At 37.3% G+C, this 18,016-nt stretch carries 21 protein-coding genes; 14 read left to right on the top strand and 7 right to left on the bottom strand.

Annotated elements, in window-relative coordinates; all coding sequences use genetic code 11:
* Positions 1–212: 212 nt before the first annotated feature.
* From AC6HZ4_RS15725 to AC6HZ4_RS15675, 11 genes are all read left to right on the top strand, one after another.
* Positions 213–1,094 (top strand): aminoglycoside 6-adenylyltransferase, encoded by an 882-nt coding sequence (locus AC6HZ4_RS15725; RefSeq protein ID WP_497490546.1) that lies wholly within the window; start codon positions 213–215, stop codon positions 1,092–1,094.
* A gap of 125 nt (positions 1,095–1,219) precedes the next feature.
* Positions 1,220–1,360, top strand: a complete 141-nt coding sequence (locus AC6HZ4_RS15720) for a colicin immunity domain-containing protein (RefSeq protein ID WP_497490544.1) — start codon at positions 1,220–1,222, stop codon at positions 1,358–1,360.
* 760 nt (positions 1,361–2,120) lie between these two features.
* Positions 2,121–3,782, top strand: coding sequence for a group II intron reverse transcriptase/maturase (ltrA, locus tag AC6HZ4_RS15715; RefSeq protein WP_497490542.1), 1,662 nt, complete (start codon positions 2,121–2,123; stop codon positions 3,780–3,782).
* 522 nt (positions 3,783–4,304) lie between these two features.
* Entirely contained in the window at positions 4,305–5,054 is a 750-nt protein-coding gene (locus AC6HZ4_RS15710) for a class I SAM-dependent methyltransferase (RefSeq protein ID WP_497490540.1), read from the top strand.
* A 171-nt stretch (positions 5,055–5,225) separates the two neighbouring features.
* Positions 5,226–5,702, top strand: coding sequence for an NUDIX hydrolase (locus tag AC6HZ4_RS15705; RefSeq protein ID WP_497490539.1), 477 nt, complete (start codon positions 5,226–5,228; stop codon positions 5,700–5,702).
* A 141-nt stretch (positions 5,703–5,843) separates the two neighbouring features.
* On the top strand, positions 5,844–6,269 hold the full coding sequence (locus tag AC6HZ4_RS15700; RefSeq protein WP_497495734.1) for an HIT family protein: 426 nt from the start codon (positions 5,844–5,846) through the stop codon (positions 6,267–6,269).
* A 257-nt stretch (positions 6,270–6,526) separates the two neighbouring features.
* A complete protein-coding gene (locus AC6HZ4_RS15695; RefSeq protein WP_497490537.1) occupies positions 6,527–6,757 on the top strand; it encodes a hypothetical protein in 231 nt (76 codons plus the stop codon).
* Positions 6,758–7,431: 674 nt separating this feature from the next.
* Positions 7,432–7,977 (top strand): GNAT family N-acetyltransferase, encoded by a 546-nt coding sequence (locus AC6HZ4_RS15690; RefSeq protein ID WP_497490536.1) that lies wholly within the window; start codon positions 7,432–7,434, stop codon positions 7,975–7,977.
* 98 nt (positions 7,978–8,075) lie between these two features.
* Complete coding sequence (locus AC6HZ4_RS15685) at positions 8,076–8,441, top strand: nuclear transport factor 2 family protein (protein WP_497490535.1); 366 nt, start codon at positions 8,076–8,078, stop codon at positions 8,439–8,441.
* Positions 8,442–8,513: 72 nt separating this feature from the next.
* Entirely contained in the window at positions 8,514–9,035 is a 522-nt protein-coding gene (locus tag AC6HZ4_RS15680) for a GrpB family protein (protein WP_497490533.1), read from the top strand.
* Positions 9,036–9,095: 60 nt separating this feature from the next.
* Complete coding sequence (locus tag AC6HZ4_RS15675) at positions 9,096–9,326, top strand: hypothetical protein (protein WP_497490532.1); 231 nt, start codon at positions 9,096–9,098, stop codon at positions 9,324–9,326.
* A 157-nt stretch (positions 9,327–9,483) separates the two neighbouring features.
* Here the strand turns inward: AC6HZ4_RS15675 and AC6HZ4_RS15670 are convergent, their stop codons facing one another.
* The 3 genes from AC6HZ4_RS15670 to AC6HZ4_RS15660 all read right to left on the bottom strand — a co-directional run bounded on the left by AC6HZ4_RS15670 (position 9,484) and on the right by AC6HZ4_RS15660 (position 10,802).
* Positions 9,484–9,654: a hypothetical protein gene (locus AC6HZ4_RS15670; protein ID WP_497490531.1), complete on the bottom strand. Its 171-nt coding sequence runs from the start codon at positions 9,652–9,654 to the stop codon at positions 9,484–9,486.
* 457 nt (positions 9,655–10,111) lie between these two features.
* Positions 10,112–10,312, bottom strand: coding sequence for a cold-shock protein (locus tag AC6HZ4_RS15665; protein ID WP_497490530.1), 201 nt, complete (start codon positions 10,310–10,312; stop codon positions 10,112–10,114).
* A gap of 238 nt (positions 10,313–10,550) precedes the next feature.
* On the bottom strand, positions 10,551–10,802 hold the full coding sequence (locus tag AC6HZ4_RS15660) for a hypothetical protein (RefSeq protein WP_497490529.1): 252 nt from the start codon (positions 10,800–10,802) through the stop codon (positions 10,551–10,553).
* 439 nt (positions 10,803–11,241) lie between these two features.
* Between AC6HZ4_RS15660 and AC6HZ4_RS15655 the strand changes: the two genes are divergently transcribed.
* A complete protein-coding gene (locus tag AC6HZ4_RS15655; protein ID WP_497490528.1) occupies positions 11,242–11,508 on the top strand; it encodes a hypothetical protein in 267 nt (88 codons plus the stop codon).
* Positions 11,509–12,381: 873 nt separating this feature from the next.
* On the top strand, positions 12,382–13,386 hold the full coding sequence (locus AC6HZ4_RS15650) for a DUF3231 family protein (protein WP_497490527.1): 1,005 nt from the start codon (positions 12,382–12,384) through the stop codon (positions 13,384–13,386).
* A 293-nt stretch (positions 13,387–13,679) separates the two neighbouring features.
* On the opposite strand, the gene AC6HZ4_RS15645 is transcribed toward AC6HZ4_RS15650, so the two are convergent.
* Both AC6HZ4_RS15645 and AC6HZ4_RS15640 read right to left on the bottom strand, forming a co-directional pair.
* Entirely contained in the window at positions 13,680–14,756 is a 1,077-nt protein-coding gene (locus AC6HZ4_RS15645) for a DUF3900 domain-containing protein (RefSeq protein ID WP_497490526.1), read from the bottom strand.
* Between the two features lie 126 nt (positions 14,757–14,882).
* Positions 14,883–15,233: a DUF3992 domain-containing protein gene (locus tag AC6HZ4_RS15640; RefSeq protein WP_497490525.1), complete on the bottom strand. Its 351-nt coding sequence runs from the start codon at positions 15,231–15,233 to the stop codon at positions 14,883–14,885.
* Positions 15,234–15,341: 108 nt separating this feature from the next.
* On the opposite strand from AC6HZ4_RS15640, the gene AC6HZ4_RS15635 reads away from it, so the two are divergent.
* A complete protein-coding gene (locus AC6HZ4_RS15635) occupies positions 15,342–16,709 on the top strand; it encodes an amino acid permease (protein WP_497490523.1) in 1,368 nt (455 codons plus the stop codon).
* A 6-nt stretch (positions 16,710–16,715) separates the two neighbouring features.
* Here the strand turns inward: AC6HZ4_RS15635 and AC6HZ4_RS15630 are convergent, their stop codons facing one another.
* Together AC6HZ4_RS15630 and AC6HZ4_RS15625 are read right to left on the bottom strand one after the other, a co-directional pair.
* The gene (locus tag AC6HZ4_RS15630; RefSeq protein WP_497490522.1) at positions 16,716–17,342 is read right to left on the bottom strand and encodes a LysE family transporter; all 627 of its coding nucleotides are present in this window, start codon (positions 17,340–17,342) and stop codon (positions 16,716–16,718) included.
* A gap of 169 nt (positions 17,343–17,511) precedes the next feature.
* Positions 17,512–17,940 carry a hypothetical protein gene (locus AC6HZ4_RS15625; protein WP_497490521.1) on the bottom strand — a complete coding sequence of 143 codons (429 nt, stop codon included), beginning with the start codon at positions 17,938–17,940 and terminating at the stop codon, positions 17,512–17,514.
* Positions 17,941–18,016: the final 76 nt, after the last annotated feature.

The raw sequence follows: 18,016 nt of genomic DNA, 5'->3' as shown, positions 1-18,016 counted from the left end.
TTAACAGGTTTTTGAGTTTAGGAACAGGGTTGCTGTGGCAGCCTTTTTTTTTTTTGCTTCCCTAAACTGGTCAATTTAATTCGGCAGCTTTTTTACTCTATCCATTTGTTCAAATGCCCGTCGGATGGGAAGATTAGTTTGTTCATACTAAAAAAGGATTTATTGGTGTATTGTAGAAGTGTGCTGTATTAGAAACTATGAGGTGAATTTCAGTGAGAAGCGAAAAAGAAATGTTTGATTTAATATTGGGAGTGGCTCAAAAGGATGAACGAATTCGAGCAGTGTATATGAACGGTTCAAGAACCAATCCTAACGCTCCTAAAGACATTTTTCAAGATTACGATATTGTTTATGTAGTGACGGAAACAGCCTCTTTTATAAAAGATAAGAAATGGATAAATGTTTTTGGGGATTTGCTTATGATTCAAGAGCCTGATAAAAATGATAAACTTGTGGGTATAGATACGGATTTGGATAAATCTTACGGATATTTAATGCTCTTTACAGATGGAAATCGTATAGATCTTCGAATCCAAACAAAAGAAACTATGATTAGTAAGTATGTCACTGATAAACTAACAATTCCATTATTAGATAAGGACAACTGCCTACCACATATTTCTGACCCTACAGATATTGATTACCAAGTAAAAGAGCCAACAGAACTGATGTTTATGGGTTGCTGTAATGATTTTTGGTGGTGTCTGCAAAACGTTGCAAAAGGAATTTGGCGTGATGAATTGCCATATGCAAAGCTAATGTTTGAATATGTCATAAGGGCTAGACTGGATGAAATGGTTTCTTGGTGGATTGGTACAAAGCATGACTTCCGAGTTTCAACAGGAAAGATGGGCAAATATTTTAAAAAGTATCTTCCTGAATTATATTGGAATTTATATAGAGAAACCTATTCTGACAGCAACTATGACAATGTATGGAAATCTATATTTGTCACTTGTGAATTGTTTCGGATTTTAGCAAATGATGTAGCAGAACATTTATTTTTTACATATCCAATCAATGACGATACCAATATGACGAAATTCCTCAAACATATTAAGAACTTACCAGTTAATGCAACGGAAATATATTAGTTTCAGTGTATTGTTTTCATCATAGAAGAACTTAAATTAATTGAACTAACAACATGACTTCCAATATCGGAAATTATGGTAACTAGAACAGGTAGATAGCTGATTTGATACGGAGGGCTTATCTTATGAAATATAAAGTGCTTGATAAGTATATAAAGTTAATTGAGTCTTTTTTAAAGAATGAGATAAGCATTGAGCAATTTAAACCGATATACTTAAGAACTTTCAAAGATGAGACTGAAGAGTTAGATAACAAGGCAATTTAGCGAGAAAGCTTATCTTTGCACGAACAAGAAAAATTGATAGCAATGTCCTTTGTAGTTTGCTCATGAGTGAATTCTCCTTTCAAATTATCAGGATAGGGTGTATTATTCCCGCTTATCTCAATAATATCTGTACTGCCCATAAGCCATCTTACGGTGCGACAAGAAGTCGCATTCTCACAGTGTAGCTTCCGCTACTAGACTAGATGCAAAGGCTATCTCCATTCGAAACTGCGGACTTGGTAACGAGTCCGTGGGTTGCATGAGGAAATGCGGAAACAGAGGATTAGTACATAATCCAGAACACCGCTAGGAGAAGACAGATACGGTGAACGAGAGTGAAGGCTCATAAGCTTCGCAACGCTTAGCTTGGGATAATGTACAGCTTTGCCCAGGTCTTGATAAGAGGAAAGGTAGATTCATAAGGCTGCCGCGCTGCATCCCACAACTTATCCGGAGTAAAGAGCCCACCTAACCCTGTCGCCTCTGTAGAATGCGAAACTTGGTAAGCCCTATGTCATCTGCATAAGCAGTAGGATGACTGCAAAGTCAAACGACGTGGCAGAGGGTAAAGGATATAAGAGAAAGCAAAAGCCGTTATCTGAAAGGAAACAGGAAAGCATAGGTATATGTATAACTGAGCGGATATTGTCGTCCTCACGGACAAACTCATGACAAGCCCGAAAGGGAGCCCACTTCTTATAGGTCTTCAACATGGAAATACATTTGTAAGTTATCTTCTGACGAATAGGAGCGTGCGGTTATGAATACCTCAGAACGAGCGTCGGCGCACGTCTCGTATACAAACTGGAACACAGTGGATTGGAAAGCAGTCCAAATGTATGTGACGAAGTTACGACAAAGAATTTACCGTGCCGAACAGTTACAACAACAAAGGAAGGTAAGAAAGCTTCAGCGTTTACTTTTAAGAAGCAAGGCGAACTTACTGTTATCAATTAGACGAGTAACACAACAGAATAAAGGAAAGCGAACAGCAGGTGTCGACGAGCAGGTAGCATTGAGTCGTAGAGAAAGAAATCTCCTCTATGAACAACTCAAAAAACGGAACACGTTACAACATCGCCCAAAACCAGCTAAGCGTATATACATCGCTAAGAAAAATGGGAAGTTGAGACCTCTAGGTATTCCAACTATAAAAGATAGGGTTTATCAAAATATAGTGAGAAATGCCCTTGAACCACAGTGGGAAGCTAGATTTGAGGCTATTTCTTATGGTTTTCGTCCTAAGCGAAGTACTCATGATGCCATACGAAGCATCTTCAATAGAATTAACGGGGGCACAAAGAGGAAATGGATATTTGAAGGAGATTTTCAAGGCTGTTTTGATCATCTCAATCATAAATGGATACTTAAACAAACTTCTCACTTCCCAGGAAAAAAGCTATTGAAGCGATGGCTTCAAATGGGATACATGGAGCAAAACCTCTTCACTGAAACGCAAGAAGGAACTCCACAAGGGGGAATTATTTCCCCACTTCTCGCTAACATTGCCCTTCATGGAATGGAAGAAACCTTAGGTATTACCTATAAGAAAAACTATAAAGCAAACGATAGCTATATCATAAATCCTGCCTGTAAGTTTACTCTTATTCGTTATGCAGATGATTTTGTGGTATTGACTGAGACGAAGGAACAAGCACTGTCAGTATATACGAGACTTCGTCCCTACTTAGAAGACAGAGGGCTAGAATTAAGTCCTGAGAAGACGAAGGTTACACATATTGAGGAAGGATTTGAGTTCCTAGGATTCTTAATTCGCCAATATCAAACAGAACAAGGAAACAAACTATTCATTAAACCAAGCAAGAGCAGTATACAGAAGGCTAAGAAGAAGATTGGAGATACTTTGCGTGCCATGAGAGGACAGCCCATCGGGGAAGTCATCCGAGTGCTTAACCCAATTATCAGAGGGTACGGGCAATACTGGAAACACGTTGTTTCTAAGAAAATCTTCGGCGCAATGGATAGCTATATCTATTGGAGAATCCGTAAACATTTTCGACAGCTCCATCCTAAGAAATCGTGGAATTGGATATATGCACGATATTACAGATATCCACATCATGGTGGAAATGATTGGACACCAACCTGTCCGAAAACAAATATTCAACTCCTACACATGTCGTGGATTAAGATTGAGAGACACAACATGGTGAAATTCAAAAATAGTCCTGATAACCCAGCATTGAAAGAATACTGGGAAAAACGAGACCGTAAGGTATTTGATACGGAGAACACAATGGATAGAATGAAACTGGCTAGAAAACAGAGTTACCGCTGTGCTATCTGCAAAATTCCACTGCAAAACGGTGAAAAGGTAGTCGTAAAAGACATGCCTGTTCCGCAAAACCTCATATCGTCTAATCTGAACTTAAAATTAGTTCACTTACCTTGCCTATATTAAAGAGACTGAAGTCGGACAAAAAGAAGGCTTGAGCCGTATGATGGGAAACTGTCACGTACGGTTCTTAGGGGAGTTAGGGGCAGCGATGCCCCTCGCTTACCCGACTTAACTTCTCTTATTTCAAGGGGGATTTTTTTGTAAACTTTGTTCTTGAGCTAATATGGAAGAGAGGTAGGTTTTCCATAATCTATGATACTAGGAAGTACACATGGTTGGCTGATAGTATGATACTTTAATAGCGAAATCTCACTTTTTCTTATTGTACTAACCGGGCAGGATAATTTAACAATAATAGAGAACATAAATATAATCTTTCAAACGGGGTGAAGTGGATGTCTTTCTGTATTGTTCGAAGTAATTAGTTTTCGGGCTGGGAAAAAACGCGTACCAGCCATCAAGGGGAGAGTCTGCCCTTTTTTATGAAAACTAAAACTTAGAACAGTGCAGGAAGTCATTTTTAGTTATGGAACCAGGGCACTGTTATGTGACTTGGTTTTTTACATTTGAAAGGTGGATTTTAAAATGAATGAATTAGAATATAAAAACTTTTATGATAGAGTTGGAGAAATAAATGGTTGGGATTTTAGCAAAATCAAGAGCACTTCAATAGGAGTGCAGTGGAATTTTTATGAAAAAGTGAAACAAGCGTGTAAACCAAATGATATTTTGCTTGATATTGGTACAGGTGGCGGCGAGAATGTACTACGTATCGCATCTTCGGCATTATTGCTAGTTGGAATAGATCATTCTAATGGTATGATGAAAACCGCTAAATCAAATTTTAAAAAATCTCGTGCTACGAATGTTCGATTTATACAAATGGCATCAGAAGATTTACAATTTCCTAACGATTTTTTTGATGTGATTTCCAGTTGTCATGCTCCTTTTATTGCATCAGAAGTGGCAAAGGTATTAAAAGAAGGCGGGACGTTTCTGACGCAGCAAGTAAGCGAAGCTGATAAATTAAATTTGAAACAAGCATTTGGGCGAGGACAATCTTTCGGAGAAGTTGATGGAACATTAAAAGAGAAATATATTCGAGAGTTAGAAGAAGCAGGTTTTACCGAAGTTCACTCTTTTGATTACAATGCTATTGAGTATTATCAAAGACCTGAAGACCTTATATTTTTACTTAAACATACGCCCATCATCCCTAGTTTTGGTCAGGAAAAAAAGGACTTTGATATTTTGAACAATTTTATTGAAAGTAATCGAACGAAAAAAGGAATTTGTACAAATTCTAAAAGGTTTTTGATAATAGCTAATAAGTAATTTTTCTCATTAAACAGATGCGATTCTTGAATAAAGGATCGCTTTTTTCTTTTCTGCTAACGGGGCAGTTTAGTGAAAGGGGATTGATAATAGAGGGTTTATTCATTGCTTTTGAGAATAGTATTTATAGGTAAACACTAATGGTTTTTATAGGAATTAGGAGGAGAAGGAATGGATGCTACATTTAATTTAGAAAAAGCTGTATTTAATTATAGGGTGGCAGCAATTATGATTGAAAATGATCATGTGCTGATACATAAACAAATCGATGATAAACATTGGGCACTGCCTGGAGGAAGAGTAGAAATCCTAGAGGATTCACGGACAAGTATCAGAAGAGAAATAAAAGAAGAATTAGGATTAGATGTTAAGGTTAATAACTTACTTTGGATTACTGAAAACTTCTTTGAATATAATAACAAGAATTTTCATGAGATAGGGTTATATTATGAGGTTACATTAACAGGAGAGAGATTTAATTTTAGTGATGAGGCTTTTTATGGAGAAGAGGGAGAGCACTTGATTTATAAATGGACTCCTATTAGTCAGCTTGATGACATTTTGCTCTATCCTGAATTTCTAAAAACCTCCCTTAAAGAAATACCTTCCACGCCCAAACATCTTATTATTGGAAAGTATAGTATCTAAGGATTTTAACGGGTGCAAGAGTTGAAGAACAGGGATTGCTACGGTGACCCTTTTTATTGTGCTAATGGGACAGGGTAGCACAATAATTAGAGTTTATTTAGTGAGTTAAGTAACGTGAGAGGTGATAGCGCGAATGAAAATATGAAATGTTTAGGGTGTAGTCTAGCCAATAAAATTGCACCTGTGAATGTGGTCTACGAGAACGATTTTGTTTGTTGTATTTTAGACGACGACCCATTTAATGAAGGACACGTTATGATCCTGCCAAAAGAGCATTTTGAAGATGTTGATGAACTTGATGCAGATACCGCAAACGCCATCATACAGGCATCACGATTAATTTCAAAAGCTATAAAGACACTGTATAAACCTGATGGGATAACAATATGCCAAAATGGAGGAATATTTAGCGAATTATCGCATTTTCATATGCACGTTGTACCAAGGTATAAGTATCAGTCGTTTGCTGATTTTTATTTGGAAGCGCCTTTGAATAATGAAAGTATAAAAAATAAATTGTTAGATACAAGGGATGAATTAGTAGAAGTTATTAAAAAAATAATTTAATTTTTTTAAACGAATGGCTGCTGTTGTCTCTTTCTTCTTGTGTTAACGAAGAGGGGCAGCGAAGGAAGGGATTGTTTTCCCTTTAACGAATTTTATTATTTAAGCTATGTTAAATTATGTTGTTGATATTTGATATATGTTGCGAAAGATTTGGGAAGATGCTGATTTTTTCGAGTTTAGGATGATTGCCAATTCCCCTCAGTGCCAAATTAATATTAATTTCTATACAACCTAACTGGAAAGGAAAAAGATACGTTATGGATATTACGCCACAAGAAGAATCCATGATTAAGGCTCTCCGTGAGGCTGCATTACCTCCTTTATTTGTGCTCATACGAATTAGAAATGATATTTCAAATGACACTGTAAATATCGAAGAGAGCCGAAGAGATGACGTCGTAAAAACATTAGAAAAATACATCGGTCCACTATGGAAAGACTATCATGAAGGAAAGAAAACACAATCAACTGTCGACGGTCAAGATTAACTATGATGCAAAATCAACAATGTGGACTATTCGATTCGAGAGTCCGACCATACCGGGTGGCTCATTAGGAAAGCACTCTATTTAAATACTCGATAATTAAATGTGAAGCTAACGTACTCCGTTAGCTCAGTTAACCTAGAATCAACATTAAAGTTGTCCGTATGGCTTCAAAATATTAAAATAGTGCACGATCCTACTGGATTGATGAAAAATGTATCAGAAGAATCCATGGGTTTGTCCTATAAGCCAACTATCGAAGAAGTAGAAATATGGAGAACAAATTTTTTTGCTTATGTTCACGAAGTATATCGGAGAGTAATGAGAAAAGAAATATATTATGCCCTGCACTGTATTGATAACTTACGCTTATCAATGATCACAGCATGGTATATGGAAGCAGGAATACAGCCTGTTATGTCAATTGGTAGTCTCAAATGAGGCTGCCTTTCTTTGTTTTTAGTGTATAAACGTATAAAATCTGTGATTTGTCAGCTGGATCCCTTTATGAAAACAAAAAGTAGCTTATGCACCTGCTCCTTTAATCAGGTTTTTTGTCCTGTTTTGAATTAAAGAGGTTATTTCGGTATCTCCTTTTTCTTATTAATGGGCAGGTTAATTTAACAAAAATGAAGAAGTGTTTCTTATAAAACAGGGGATCATCAGGGGGAGAAATAATGTTTGTATATAAAATTGATGAAGAGGTGTCACTAAAGTTAGTCGAGTTGAAAGATGCAGAAAGAGTATTTGCGCTCATAGATCATTCAAGAGAATATCTTCGTGAATGGCTTCCTTGGCTAGATATGACAACAAGTGTTGAAGATACAAAAAGCTTTATTCAATCTTGTCTAAAGAATTATACGGAAAATAAGGGTATTACAACGTTTATTCTTTATAAAGGAGAGATTGTGGGAACGGCTAGTTATAACAAAATAGATTGGTCTAACAAAGTGGCTTACATTGGTTATTGGTTGGGAAAGGATTATCAAGGTTTTGGGATTATGACGAAAGTGGCTAAAGCTTTGACCAATTATGCCTTTAGTGAATTGAAACTGAATCGGGTTGATATTCGTGCCGCTGAGGAAAATATTAAAAGCAGGGTTATTCCAGAGAGGCTGAGTTTTGTATGTGAAGGAAAAATAAGACAAGCAGAATGGCTATACGACCATTATGTTGACCATATTGTTTATGGAATGCTGGCAACAGAATGGAACTCAAAATAACTAATCCTTGTTAAGTGAATGGGGCGAATTAGCTGAGGAGGGAAAAACATTACTTGGTATTATGTTTATAACTTACATTAAGAAAGGGGAAGTTGGGAATGGGAAGTGAGCCCTGGTTAAAAGAACATTTACGTCAACTGGAAGAGAAATTGTTAGAACCTGAAATTCGTACATCTCCCGAAAAACTTACAGAATTACTTGCAGATGATTTTTTTGAATTTGGAAGTTCGGGTAACGTATGGTACAAGAAGGATGGCATTGGTGAAGAGGGAATAGGTGTAGTAAAAGTAATATTAAGCAATTTTGAAATACACCCATTAGCTGATGATACAGTATTAACTACTTATCGAATATTCAATGAAATAAATTTACAACATACATTACGTAGTTCGATATGGAAACTTATAGATGGTGATTGGAAGATGTTTTTCCACCAAGGCACAAAAACAAGTTCTCTACTTTAACCTCCCGTTCAATAAACGGATGCTATGAAGCTCCTATCTGAACGGAAGAGGTTTGCAAGGAGGTGATTCCTAATGAGAAAAGTTGGAGTAACGCCATATAACGAGCAATGGACTTCAATGTTTAAAGAAGAATCTCGTAAACTGCATAAGATTTTTAGACATGAAATCATTGAAATTTATCATATCGGTAGCACATCTGTAAATAACTTAAAAGCTAAGCCTATCATCGATATCATGCCTGTGGTTAGAGATATTAATCGAATTGATAACTTTAAAACTGTGATGATTTCCCTGGGTTATGAGTTTAAGGGAGAAAGCGGGATAAATGGACGGAGATACTTCCAAAAAGGAGGAGACAACAGGACTCATCATGTACATATTTATGAATTAGGTAATCCTCAAATTGAACGGCACCTTGCATTTCGGGATTACTTGCGGGTACATCCAAATGATTCGAAAAAGTATGGAGACTTAAAAGAGGAATTGTCCCAACGTTTTCCTTATGACATTGACTCCTACATCAAAGGGAAAGAACAGTTAATATCCGAGATTGAACGAAAAGCAATAATTTGGTATCAAAGTTTAAGAATGTAGTTTATTTACTTCCGCTTTCGAATGCTGTGTCGACTGCGTATACGTAAGGAGTAAACATTTGTGGATTATACTTACAATGAGTTTCTTAAAGATTTGGGAATGGGAAGAGAAGTTGAGTTCGTCTATAAAGACGAAAAGTATTACATCAGTAACTGGGGATTTTGGAGATTTTACGATAGTACGAGTGAAGTTTTAGCTGGCGAAGAGGAAAATATATGGAAAAAAGTGAGACTAGATGGGAAGTGTATTTCAGAGGTATGGGATTTAATTGAAATTGCTACTACTTACTAAGAATAACTACCTATAAGACATCTTACGTCTCAATCACATTCTCCAAATTATGCCCAGAGATATTACAAAAAGACAGAAGATTATTAACTATGGAAAAAGAAGCGACTGGATTGCTTCTTTTTCCATAGAGCAGTGATATAAAAAGGAAGCTTTTTTGTTATGATTCTTTCGTCAATTCTTCTTCAAAGAAAAAAGTAGATGGATATTCATTAACAATGTAAGCGTACCTTTTCATATTTTTTATATATTGGTATTTAGAGATTGTTACCGATTCACCAGACGTTTTGATATTTACTTCTTCTCCACTAGTAAACAGATTTTTCTTCATTTTCTCACCCTTTCTGGTATCGGAAATAATTAAATTTTTAATTATGTTTATCGCTTATTTTGAAATCTACCTTATTAAGTATGGCAGGACCTCTTATTTTTATCCAGTTCTTTTGCTGGGTATTTTTATTATGTCCCAACAATCTTAATGATTAAAGGTTAAAGTTGCTGTTTTCGTTTCTTCAGCTTATAGATACTTGAGTTAAACAAGGAGTCGAGTAAAAAAGAGAAAAGAGGGGTTACTTATATCGAAACCGAGTATATGAGAGAGTACGGCAGCTAAGTAAATGTCCCTATTAATAAAGGGAGATGCCTATATGAAGAAGGCTTGTATGAATAACGTTACCAAAAAAAGAACGGTTCTTTTATTTTCTTTTTCGGATGAGCAAAAAAGGGGTCTGGCCTCACAAGGCACATGTACGCCTTGTGGGTCAACCCCTTTTTGTTTATATATTTGATTAAGCTTTTTGTACGTTAGCGGCTTGATCTCCGCGGTTACCTTGAGTAATTTCAAATGTCACTTTTTGGCCTTCTTCTAAAGATTTGAAGCCCTCACCTTGAATAGCTGAGAAGTGAACGAATACATCGTCTCCACCCTGACGTTCAATAAATCCAAAGCCTTTTTCTGCATTAAACCATTTAACCGTACCTTGTAACATTTTGTTACCTCCTAGTGTGTATCTACACACAATTGTAATACTATTCTTGCTCTTAGACATATCAAGATGCAAACTATTTTATACTAGCTATCCTTTATATACCGAACAAAAATAATTCCTTTTTAGAATAACAGGTAACGGAATAAATAACAATGGAGATACTTGTGAAATTCATACAGAGGGATTAATTTTTGTAAATGGACTAATTTTTGCCCCTGTTTTAGTAAGTGATATTTTCTCATCTCCCATCAAATATCAGCTTTGCTGAATGTAATCCCCTGATACGTCTGTTTAATTCTTTTTCCATTTTATTATATAAAGGTTCTAATTCAGCAGGTAAATCCTGATCATGAATTATTTTCACTTCACGTTTCCTTGTATACTTAGCATGCACAGTATATTTTTTGTCACCATCAATTTCGATTGTTGCATGTGCATCTTTAAATTGATAGTTCCCTAATACATGAATTTGAATATCAGTAACATTCATAAGTATCACTGCTCCTGTTTAAGATAAGACAGCATCTTTTTCAAATATCTTCTAATATTTATAGCTAGGTGTTTACATCAGCGTCGAAAAAACCTTCAGGAAAAATGTTTTTTGTGTAATAAAAGGTTAGATCATGTGCTTTCTGTTATCTGTGAAAGATATAGGAGAGGGGAAATTGGGATGTAATAAAAGAAGCAGTTTTGAAGCTGCTGCCACTATTACCAAAATAAATCAACTACTATTTACTTATAAGACTTATTCTATGTGGCTATTCTTTACTATATGCTATTTGCTGTTATGTGTTCTTACCTATATGCTCAAGCATTACAATGAAGTTGATCTATACGTTGTGGAAACATATCCAGTTTGAAATATTTTGCAATTTATGCTAAAATAGTGTAGCAGTTAAATTACGACTGCAAAACTTGGAGGTGGGTAGTTGAATAAGAAAGCTCACGAAGCTAGAACTATGCTAATTACAATGATGCGGACGTACCAGACTAAGACCGTAAAAGAGACGGGAAACAAATTAGTAACTATGAGGAATGAGGTTAAGCAAACTTTACAGACAGGTAAGAACCTCGATGGAAAGGTTGTAACTCCAAGTAAAAAGAAGGAATTGCAAAAGCTTTTATTACACTATAGAAGCGAAATAGAGCAACTGATAATTTATAGTAAGATTTACAAAGAGGAAAAAGGAAACTAAGAATAGAGATACTTTAGGCTAGCGGGGAATCAGAAGTGACTCTCTTTTTTTATTTTCGAGGACTAGGATAAGACTGGTGAGATAGAAGGGTCGGTTCTTTTTATTTAGAGTTCCCCATACTGAGCGATTCCCTTTATCCACAAGTAAGGTGCAGGATGAATTGCGTCTAGGTTTGTCGGAAAAATTATTATTACTACTATCTGATATAATAAAACTACATTACACATAAAAGCAAGGAGATGCCCAAACAGGCACGCAATATGCCTGTTTGGGCATCTCCTTTTTATATGAGGGAACGACGAAAGAGTGATTTTATTTAACAAACGGAGTGGGATTGTTAAAAAAACCGTCTGGCGTTGGAATGATTGGATAGAATTTTGATTTGTTAGAGCAGGATGCATAAAAATATAACATTCGATATGGCAACAATAAGAAAGCAACCAAACTATATGATAATTTGGTTGCTAAAAGCGTCACTCTTTTTACTTGAAAAGGGAAAGCATTATTTTTCTTTTTAGCAGTATAGATCATACTTTAGGAAACCTTATGAATAGAATTAAGAGCCGTTTTTTATATAAGCGAGGTACTATTAGAGGTGATTACAAAGGGTATTTCTATGGAGTTATGCAGAAGAAGTTTAAGGAACGGTACTTTAAGGGTATATGGGAAATAGAGAATAGTTACGCTTAATTTAATGAAATGGCTTCGTTAAAATTCATTGTAGATTTTTGACAAAAGGAAAAGACCAATGTATTGAGGTCTTTGGCTGTTCCCATTCAATTAAAGCACCCGTTAATACAATAAGAATGAGAAAAATATATCGTTCTTATTACTATTACAATGTTTTGGGAACACTAAAGTAGAGGTGATAGTATGGGTAAAGAGGATTTAAAGCTCACATCTTCTGAAATAGGGAGCTTATGGGGGCAGTACGTAAACGGAACTATGACAGATATTGTAAATAGATACATGTTTTCCATTATTGAAGACGAATCAATAAAAGGCGTTTTTGGAGAAGCTATTCAGACGTTTGAAAAGCAAAAGAAACAAATTATTACGCTTATTGAGAAAGAAGGATTTCCTCTTCCAATAGGTTTTACTGATTCTGACCTTAATAAAAGTGCTAAGAGATTATTTACTGATATATTCTGTTTAGATTACTTACATATCATGACTTTACATGGGTTGTTGGGTCATACGACTTCTCTTGGAGTTTCAGTCAGAAAAGACTTGCGAGAACTTTATGATTCTTTTGATAACGATGCAAAAAGAATGTACCATCGTACAATTGAGTTATTGCTTCAAAAAGGAAAATTTCAAAGAGATCCTTATTTCTATCCTGATGAAACCCCTGAATTTGTTTCAAGTCAAAATTTCACTGATGGATTCTTCGGAGAAAAGCGTCCCTTAGCAGCAACTGAACTTATAAGTATTTCGTTCAACCTTAAAAAAAGCATTATGGCTAAAACCCTTTCCATCGCTTTTAGTCAAGTAACTCATTCAAAAGAAGTACGAAAGTTTTTACTAAAATCGGAAGAAACAGCGGATAACCAAATACAAGCATTCGCAAAAATTATGCTTGCTGATAATTTACCAGTTCCGATGTCATGGGAGACGGAAATAACTGCTTCACAAGAATCCCCTTTCTCAGATAAATTGATACTATATCATGTTGGATTCTTGTTTCAAGCTGCACAAACATATCATGGAGCAGGTCTTGCATCAGCAATGAGAACAGACCTCGTATTACAGTATGAAAAAATCATTTTAAAAAATATAATGGTTACCAAAGAATGGTTTAATCTTATGATGCAAAACAGATGGTTAGAACAGCCTCCACTTGCACCTAATAGAAAAGAAATTGCAAAAGATAAATAACGAATAATAGAACCCCTCTTTGGTTTAAAGGGGTTCTATATTTATAGCTGTGCATTTTTACTGCTACCTTTGTCCACTCGTAAGTAAATTCACTCAAAAATTCTTATTGCGCTATCCTGCTCCGTTAGTCATAAGAAAAACAACATAATTCTTTAACAGCTAATGAAAGAAAATGCTACTGCTGAATTTTGTATCAGAAGTGGCATGTCGAATAGATATATGGAAACCTTAGACAACTCCAATAACTCTATTTTTTCTGTATTTTTGGTCACTTTAGCTGTCACTTTTTGTGCTCAAAGCTCCGTCATTTCCACCTTCCGTCCAATCCGTTCAAGCACATCCTCCATTTTCTCAGGCTTCAAAAACTCAATCGGAGAAAATCCCTTCTCAAACAGCAGAGTATCCGCCTCAATCATCAGCACATACCGCCCATTCACCTTCGCAATATGAATCTGCTCCCCAAAGTCCGCAAGCAGCCCCTTCACTGAAATATGATCAGCTTTAAGTGACAGTTCAATCTCAGGCGTATGCTCAACAATTTGAGCCGCTGCTTCCATGACTTCCTCCGTTGTAAAATGCTCCATCAGTTCCCGCTTCGGACTTGCTGACCAAACCTCCATCGCCTGCTCAAACTGCTGGCGCTCTTCTGTGCCTTCTTCAAATGTATCATCGATTTGGTCATATACCATGTTCATGACCTGTGTTTTCACAATTTGCGGCATGGATTCGCCGTATTCTACGAATTTAAGAAAATCTTCGAAGTAGCGGGCGTGGGAGGCTTGATGGATTTTTAATTCGTTTTCTTCAATCATGCCTTCCTCTGGCATGTAGGGGTACATAATGGATTTCATATTTTTTGTTGTGATGGCCATTTCTACGTGGCGAATCAGTGTTGATGCGTCAGAAATAGATGCGACCTTTTGTTCGAAATCACACTTCATGAGAAAGACAAATGGATCATTGAAGTATTTTGGTAGTTTTGCAGTGGCGATAATAAAGGCTCCTCCGCGAACAGCGCTTGCGTGTAGGTACGCTTCTACAAATGCTTCGCTTTGCTCTTGAAATGCTTCTTGTGTGTCTGCAAAACGCAGCCGCTGCAGCATGTTGAAGTTCGGATTGGAGCTTGGATCATGTCCAGGTTCTACAATAAAGCGTCCGATTTTTGTTGGAGCTTCCTCTGTTTTCGGGTGGCGGTCCACCTTTCGTTTAGCGATTTTTGTGAATTCACCGTCCAAAAATGTTTTTAATGTGCTATCTTCATAGTCTTCTTCGTCCAATGTTTGAAAATGTCGATACGTTTTATCAAGCTGTTCGCCTTTTCCTTTTACCTCAACGACATAAAATGATAAAAAGCCGATTTGAAAGTCCATGTTCATCCCCCGTTTCCTTTCATTTTTTTAGTATAGAAAGGGAGGAGGCATTCGTCAATCGGGATGTGAGTGTATGAAGAACTGAGAGAATAAGAAAGAGCACCTGATATACAAAGGCGCTCTTTTTTATTCCTTCGGCTCTACACTTAGGCGGCGAACAGATACAGTGCTTGCGACTGTCATATCTGCATCAATAGGGGTAACTTGAACAACGTCAAAATACTCTTGCTCTGTGTCGACGAGAAAGATGTACTCTTCTCCATTTGTTTGTACTAAGGCGATGTTATTGGCGGTTAGCGGGTGCTCGAATTTTTCGTAGTGAATTACGAGCGCCTGCAGCGCATCTACATAGCCATCTAAGAAATTGCTTTCCTCGTAGGAATCATATTGGCAGGATTGCGGGAAAATTGGGTTCATTAGCATGGTCGTCAGCTCCTTTACAAGCATATTGTGACCGCGTTGTATGTTTCTATTCATTTCCTTCTTTGTACCCGCTTCATCAAAAATGTATAGTATGGGAAAACTTCATACATAAACATCCTTTTCGTACATCACAATAAAGTCAGTATGAAGGAGGGATTTAGCATGTCCTGTACACCTGACAGCAATCAGGAGAAGAGTGGGAAGGATTTAAAGTGGTGGCAGCTGTCTCTTATTGGGGTAGGCTGCACAATTGGGACCGGTTTTTTCTTAGGTTCTAGCGTAGGAATTAAAATTGGCGGTCCGTCCATTATCATTGCATTTGTTTTAGCTGGTCTCGGTACGTATATCGTATTTGAGGCACTTGCAAAAATGACTGTTCAAGACCCGCAAAAAGGTTCATTCCGTACATATGCAAGAAAAGCATTCGGTCATTGGGCCGGCTTTAGCAATGGTTGGGTTTATTGGTCTTCCGAGCTATTGATTATGGGGAGCCAGCTTACAGCCCTTGGTATTTTTTCTCGGTACTGGTTTCCAAAGATACCTCTTTGGATGTTCGCAGCTGGATACGGCGTGTTAGGGCTGCTTGTGATTTTTATTGGAATGAAGGCGTTTGAACGCTTGGAGAATATTTTTGCGGTATTGAAGATAATTGCGATATTTGGGTTTATTGTCATTGCTTTATTAGCTATTTTCGGTGTCATTGACGGCGGAGAAGAGTATAAACCAAACGTTCCAAATCAGATGGCGGAGCTTTTTCCGAGCGGGATGAAAGGATTGTGGTCTTCCTTTATTTATGCTTTCTACGCTTTTGGCGGCATTGAAGTAATGGGCTTGATGTCGATGCAGCTAAAGGATCAAAAGGATGCGCCGAAGTCTGGAAAAGTAATGCTTCTTATTTTGACTGTTATTTATGTTACATCAATGGTACTGGCATTAACGATGGTGCCGTGGAAAGAATTTAATACAAAGGAAAGTCCGTTTGTTATTGCACTGCATGATTACCATCTGCCGTATATTCCGTTTATTTTTAACTCAGTTTTAATTGCGGCTGGATTTTCAACGATGGTTGCATCGCTTTTTGCGGTTACCAATGTGATGATGAATTTAGCGGAGGACGGGGATGCGCCTGCCGTATTTGCGAAGAAGGGGAAACGAGGCATTTCTTTTCCTTCCTTAGCGCTCACAGCCGGAGGGCTTATTGCTTCGATTATTGTTGCGCTGTTATTGCCAAAAGAGATTTATGAGTATTTAACAACTGCAGCGGGGTTAATGCTTCTGTATACATGGTTTTTGATTCTTCTTTCCTTCAGGCGCTTAGTTGATCAGAGCGGGTGGAGCAAGGTGAAGAGTTTGGTTGGCATGCTGCTTATTGTAATTGCGATTAGCGGCACACTTTGGAAGTCAGAGACGAGACCAGGTTTTTTTGTGAGTCTTTTATTCCTTGTCATTATTGGATTAGCCACTTTAAAAATGCGTTCTATTTGGAAGAAAAAAGGGGAGAAGGATTCTCCCGAGCCAAAGCGTATGTAATTTCTCTTATTGAAAGAGCAGTGTATATGCTTGAAATCCAAAATACAGCCCAAAGCCGATGAGTGAAAGGCCTGATATGATCGAGATAAAGGCAAGAAGAGCAGTCGTTAGAAATCTTCGAAAGCTGCTGGCGATGGCGGCCATCGTCAAATCCCACAGTAAGATACCAGCGATCATGGCGCAGCTGTACAGCATGAGCTCATTTGTGCTATAGGAAGCAGCTGTTTTAGCGAGGATGGAGCCGTATATACCGAGCCAGAAGAGAATGGTTAACGGGTTGGACAATGACATAAGAAATCCTGAGACAAATGACTTAAAAAGAGATTCATCGGCCTTTTTTTGGTTTGCTGTAATTTTACCTGCACTGAGGACGCTTTCTATACCGGTATATGTTAGAACAAAGCAGCCGAATAGCCAGAGGAATGTTTTCATAAAGGATGTATTTAAGAAGTGAGCGACTCCTAGGTAAACTAGCATCATGTATAAAACATCTGCAAACATGGCTCCTACACCAACAAGCCAGGCGTGCAAAAAACCGCTTTTAATTCCTTTATCTAATTGCGCTGCATTAATAGGGCCGATTGGTGCTGATAGTGATAGGCCTAAGAGGACATAACTAATTAATATGCTCATATACGCAACACTCCCATGTTCTCATTCGTTCTTTCTTAATTCATATGCTCGTACACATTGTATTCAGCAAGCTGCATTCGTACAACCTATGAAAGCATTTTTGTGAAAATAAGAAAGCGTTTCTATTCTAGCTAACGCGGCCGGTATACCCGCAAAAAAAGAAAGCCTCTTACATGAGGCTTTCTTTTTTTGTATCATCAATTAGGTTTTCGATTAAGTACTCTACTTTTACCGGATCTTGCAGACCTACCTTGTTTTCGTATGAACGGTAAGAGAATAAGCTTTGACCGAGCGAGCGGATTTCTATTACTAGAATTCGTTCCCCATTTACTGCTTTCTCCTCGTGCTGGGATACGGCCTTCGTTTCCATGTAGAAGCTCATATTTTCTGCATTCAGGCGATATGTGCGGTACGTAATATGCAGAAGAATTTGTTCTGAAATAACGGAATCGGGATGTGTTTGGATCATCTCGGCTATATCAGCCACTTTGACTGTACGCAGCTTTAAAATTTCTTCTAGCTTTTCCCTTATTGTTTGTGTTGTTTGCCCGACGCTGTCCCTCAGCTTCATGTAGAATGAGTGCAGGGTATGTTCCATATGCAACCTCCTGATGTTTGTATGGTCTTCGTTAGTATGCTACCGAGAAGAGAGGAATATCATCGCTGGCTGGATG

Source organism: Ectobacillus sp. OTK (genome assembly GCF_059698935.1).
Note: the sequence above shows the minus strand (reverse complement) of the source record. Positions and strands in the feature narration are given on the sequence as shown.